The sequence below is a fragment of the Bradyrhizobium sp. genome (assembly GCF_016462955.1).
Lineage (GTDB): Bacteria > Pseudomonadota > Alphaproteobacteria > Rhizobiales > Xanthobacteraceae > Bradyrhizobium.
The window spans coordinates 1-4750 of sequence record NZ_JAEMSD010000514.1 but is presented as its reverse complement, the minus strand read 5'-3'; the positions used below and the strand labels follow the sequence as shown (position 1 = coordinate 4750).

The window sequence follows — 4750 nt, the reverse complement described above, 5'->3', positions numbered from 1 at the left end:
GCCCAAGGCCTATGTGCAGGCGCTGTTCGACCAGTACGCGCCGCGCTTCGAGCACGTGCTGGTCAACGACCTCGGCTACCGCGCCCCTGGCCTGATCTTCAAGGCGGTGCTGGCGGCGCGCGTTGCAGCGAGGAAGCCGGCCTTCTTCAAACGCACCATCGATCTCGGCTGCGGCACCGGACTTGCAGCCGCGGCCTTCGCCAGGCAGGTCGATCATTTCGTCGGCATCGATCTCTCGCCCGGCATGATCAAGCAGGCGCGCGCGACGAATCTTTATGCCGAGCTCGAAGTCGCCGACATGATCGAAGGATTACGCACCAAGAGTGACGCGAGCGCAAACCTCGTCGTCGCTGCGGATGCGTTCGTCTATCTCTCCGATCTCGCGCCGGTGCTCACTGAAACCGGGCGCGTGCTCGCACCAGGCGGCGTGCTCGCCTTCACGGTGGAGACCCACGACGGCAGCGGCATCGTTCTCGGCGCGGGCCTGCGTTATGCCCACTCGGCGGAATATGTCCGTGGTGCGATCGGCAGGGCCGGCTTGAAGCTGCTGACCCTGGAGCCGGCCTCGCCGCGCAACGAGAACAACGAGCCGGTGAGCGGCCTCGTCGTCGTCGCCGAGAAAACTTGAGTCTAGGCGCTGGCACCTTGCGATTTTGAGCGTCATTGCGTCGCAAAGCGGCGACTTCCCACTTGCGAGCCGAGCTGCGATGCCAGCACAATGGACTCGCTAGGGAGAAACAAACAATGACGAAGAATCCATCGCGGCGCGATTTCAGCGCTGCTGCGCTCGCAACCATCGCCGCATCCACCTTGCCCGCGCCGTATGTCTGGGCCGCGGAGAAGAAATACGATGCCGGCGCCAGCGACACCGAGATCAAGATCGGGCAGACCGTGCCGCATTCCGGGCCCGGCTCGCTCTACGGCGTGCTCGGCCGCATCGGCGAAGCCTATTTCCAGATGCTGAACGAGAAGGGCGGCATCAACGGGCGCAAGGTCAAGTTCCTCACCATGGACGACGCCTACAGCGCGCCGAAATGCGTCGAGGCCACGCGGCGGCTTGTCGAGCAGGAAGAGGTGCTCGCACTGTACGGCTCGCTCGGCACCGCGCCGCAGACCGCCGTGCACAAATACCTGAACTCCAAGGGCGTGCCGCAGCTCTTGCTCAACACCGGCGCGTCGAAGTGGAACAACCCGAAAGAGTTCAAATGGACCATGGCGGGCCTGCCGCTCTATCCGACCGAGGCCCGCATCCTGGCGCGGCACGTCGTCAGCGTGAAGCCGAACGCGAAGATCGGCATCCTCTACCAGAACGACGATTTCGGCCGCGACTTCCTCGGTCCGTTCAAGAAAGTGCTGGCCGATGCCGGCGGCACCGCGCAGGTGATCATGGAGCAGACCTATGATCTCACCGAGCCGACCGTCGATTCCCAGCTCATCAATCTCTCGAAGTCGGGCGCCGACGTCTTCTACAACATCTCCACGGGCAAGGCGTCCTCGCAGTCGATCCGGAAAGTCGCCGAGCTCGGCTGGAAGCCGCTGCAGCTGCTGTCGGCAGGCTCGACCGGCCGCTCGATCCTCAACGCCGCGGGCCTGGAGAACGCCACCGGCATCGTCGCCATCCGCTACAACAAGGAAGTCGGCCTGCCGAAATGGGAGAAGGACCCGGACGTGATGGCGTTCGAGGAGCTGCGTAAGAAGTACACGCCGGCGATCGATCCCGACAACACCATCGCCTTCGCCGGCTACGGTCAGGCCGTGACCATGGGCGAGATCCTGCGACGCTGCGGCGACGAGCTCACCCGCGCCAACGTGCTGAAGCACGCCTCGACGCTGGCCGGCTTTCATTCGCCATACTTCCTCGACGGCGTCACCTACAGCTACACGCCCGACAATTACACGCCGATGAAGACGCTGTTCATTTCCACCTTCACCGGCAAGGACTGGGACATCTCCGACAAGCCGATGTCGGAGTAAAGTCGCGGAGCGGCTCGTTCACCTCTCCCGCTTGCGGGAGAGGTCGGCGCGAAGCGCCGGGTGAGGGCTTTCTCCTCTAGGGGATTGTCCCATTGCGGAAACACCCTCTCCCCGACCCTCTCAGGCCAATCGCATATGGGTCTTTGAAAGATCCAAGCGCGCGCCTCGCCCTTCGAGACGACCGCTTCGCGGTCCCTCAGGGTGAGGCTGAGTGGCACCAGTGTGCGTTGAAACCAGCCCAACACGCTCGGTCCTCATCCTGAGGGCCCGCCAACGGCGGGCGTCTCGAAGGATGGCCACAAGCAACATCGCTCCCATACGCGATGGTCCTGCGCAGGCGGGAGAGAGAGCGCACCTTCGTCTTTGCAGCGATCGAGCTTCATTTCATCGCGCTCTAAGCGGGGACACCAACCGATACGCAGCCTTGGCGTTCACACCAAAAGCCTTGTCCCGCACACGGCTGCCAAGCCTCGCCAGGCAATCCTTCAGCGCGGTCTTGATCTCGCCGTAGCTCCCGGCGAGCAGGCACACCGGCCAGTCCGAGCCGAAGATCAGCCTGTCCTCACCGAAGCAGCTCGCGGCGTGCGCGACGAACGGAAACAGGCGTTCGGCATCCCAATTGTCCCAGACCGCTTCGGTCGCCAATCCCGAAATCTTGCACCAGACATTGCCGCACGCGGCCAGCGCGGCGATGAGCTCGACCCATTCCGCGCTGCCGCCTTCGGCGATCGGCGGCTTGGCGGCGTGGTCGAGCACGAAGCGCGCGTCCGGGAAGGCCTGCGCGGTTGCGATCGCGGCGGGCAGCTCGCGGCTGCGAACGAGTAAATCGTAGGTGAGATCGCGGGCGAACACAGCCGCAAGGCCGCGCTGGACGTCCTCGCGCCGCAGCCAATCAGGATCGGCCTCGTCGTGCACCTGGTGGCGGATACCGACGAGCTTGTCCCCGCCCGGCAGAGCGCGCAGCCGCTCGAGCGTTTCGTCGAGCGCGCCATCGGTCAGATCGGCCCAGCCGACCACACCGACGACGAAGGGATTCGCCTGCGCGATGCGCAAGAACTCCTCGGTCTCATCCAGAGAGGAGCGGCATTGCACCACGATGCTGGCCTCGATGCCGCTTGCCTGGAGCAACGGCGCGAGATCGGCCGGACCGAAGGCGCGGCGGATCGGCGCGAGTTCAGGCGCGTCCATCCAGGGATAGTCGGCGCGCACCGGATCCCAGAAATGCTGGTGGGCATCGATGATCATGCCTCACGCTCCCGCCGGCAGCGGCGCGCGCGTATCGACGAGCTTCCGCGCCCGCAGCTCCTGCCAGAACGCGGCCGGCACCGCCAGCTCCGACATCGCGATGTTGTCGGCTACCTCGGCCGCGTTGCGCGCGCCCATCACGGCGACCGTCACTGCCGGATGGGCCATGCAGAACTGGAGAGCTGCGGCTTTCAGCTCGGTGCCGTGCTTGCGGCAGAGCGCATCAAGCTCCAGCGCGCGCTCAACCAGCGCCGCATCCGCGTCCTGATAGTTGAACTTTGCGCCGGTGCGCGGATTGGCCAGGATGCCGCTGTTGTAGATGCCGCCGAGCAGAATGCCGATGTTCTTCGCTTGACAGAGCGGAAACAGCGCAGCCAGCGCGCCCTGGTCGAGCAGCGTGTAGCGGCCCGCGAGCAGGAAGCCATCGACCGGCACCTCCTCCGCAAAGCGGACCAGCATCTCCGACTGGTTCATGCCGGCACCGATCGCCTTGACGGTGCCGTCCTCGCGCAGGCGCTGGAGCGCACGGAAGGCCCCCGTGACGGCTTCGTCATGGTGATCGTCGGGATCATGCACGAGCAGGACGTCGACGCGGTCGAGCCCGAGGCGACCCAGGCTCTCCTGGACCGAGCGCATCACACCGTCGTAACTGAAATCGAACACCGGCCGCTCGCGCGGTGTGCCCTTGTAGTGTTCGTCCTCGCCGTGCGCGCCATCTGGTGCGCGCAGCAGGCGGCCCACCTTGGTCGAGATGACGTAGGAGTCGCGCGGCTGTTCCCGCAGAAAAGCACCGAGCCGCCGCTCTGCGAAGCCGAAGCCGTACAGCGGCGCGGTGTCGAAGAAGCGGACGCCGAGCGACCAGGCGCGTTCGATCGTGGCTTGCGCATCGGCGTCGCTGACGGGGGCGAACAATCCGCCGAGCGGGGCGGACCCGAGCCCGATTGAGGTGACGTCGAGAGCGCCGAGCCGTGACCGTTTCATTTCCACGCCTTCCAACAGTCTGGCTTCCAGCAATCATCACCCCCGCTCGCGGGAACCGCAAGCGGGGAGATATGCAGGAGCGCCGGGGCCGATAGCGCTCCTACTTCAACATCTGCGCAACGTTGTCCTTGGTCACGAGGTCGAGGCCGGTATAGACGATCTCCGGCACCTTCTCGCCCTTCTTGATGGCAAGCAGCGTGTCCATCGCCTTCTCGCCCATCTCGAACGGACGCTGGCCCACCAGCGCATTGGCGTAGCCGTCGCGCAGCAGTTCGAGCTGCATCTTCAGCGTATCGGCGACGACAAGCGTGAACTTGCCGGAATCGATGTCCTTCTTGTTCCTGCTGGCGAAGGCCTTGAAGCCCTCAGGCGCGAACATCGGCCAGCCGCCGATCGGAACGATGGCGGCGAGATCGGGCGTTGCGGTGCGCATGTCGGTCATCTGCTGGACGGCGAGCGCGGGGTCGTCGTTGCAGAAGGTCGGTGAGCCCGCGACCTCGGTCCATTTCGAGCCCTTCAACGCCTCGCGCACGCCGTCGACGCGCTCGGC

5 protein-coding genes are annotated in these 4750 nt (G+C 65.3%); 2 read left to right on the top strand and 3 right to left on the bottom strand.

Annotated elements, in window-relative coordinates; translation table 11 throughout:
• Together JHD07_RS33185 and JHD07_RS33180 are read left to right on the top strand one after the other, a co-directional pair.
• Window positions 1-628 (top strand): methyltransferase domain-containing protein (locus JHD07_RS33185; protein WP_291629816.1); only part of this gene is annotated, 628 nt, incomplete at its 5' end.
• A 116-nt stretch (window positions 629-744) separates the two neighbouring features.
• Window positions 745-1974, top strand: coding sequence for an ABC transporter substrate-binding protein (locus JHD07_RS33180; protein ID WP_291629814.1), 1230 nt, complete (start codon window positions 745-747; stop codon window positions 1972-1974).
• A gap of 384 nt (window positions 1975-2358) precedes the next feature.
• Here the strand turns inward: JHD07_RS33180 and JHD07_RS33175 are convergent, their stop codons facing one another.
• From JHD07_RS33175 to JHD07_RS33165, 3 genes are all read right to left on the bottom strand, one after another.
• Window positions 2359-3219, bottom strand: a complete 861-nt coding sequence (locus JHD07_RS33175; RefSeq protein WP_291629812.1) for an amidohydrolase family protein — start codon at window positions 3217-3219, stop codon at window positions 2359-2361.
• 3 nt (window positions 3220-3222) lie between these two features.
• Window positions 3223-4200 (bottom strand): aldo/keto reductase, encoded by a 978-nt coding sequence (locus tag JHD07_RS33170; protein WP_291629810.1) that lies wholly within the window; start codon window positions 4198-4200, stop codon window positions 3223-3225.
• A 100-nt stretch (window positions 4201-4300) separates the two neighbouring features.
• On the bottom strand, window positions 4301-4750 hold a 450-nt coding region (locus tag JHD07_RS33165; RefSeq protein WP_291629808.1), incomplete at its 5' end, for a substrate-binding domain-containing protein.

What these genes read in the sequence shown, in the direction of transcription:
- JHD07_RS33180 (WP_291629814.1), top strand. Translation starts at nt 745, where the DNA reads ATGACGAAGAATCCATCGCGGCGCGATTTCAGCGCTGCTGCGCTCGCA.
- JHD07_RS33175 (WP_291629812.1), bottom strand. Translation starts at nt 3,219, where the DNA reads ATGATCATCGATGCCCACCAGCATTTCTGGGATCCGGTGCGCGCCGAC.
- JHD07_RS33170 (WP_291629810.1), bottom strand. Translation starts at nt 4,200, where the DNA reads ATGAAACGGTCACGGCTCGGCGCTCTCGACGTCACCTCAATCGGGCTC.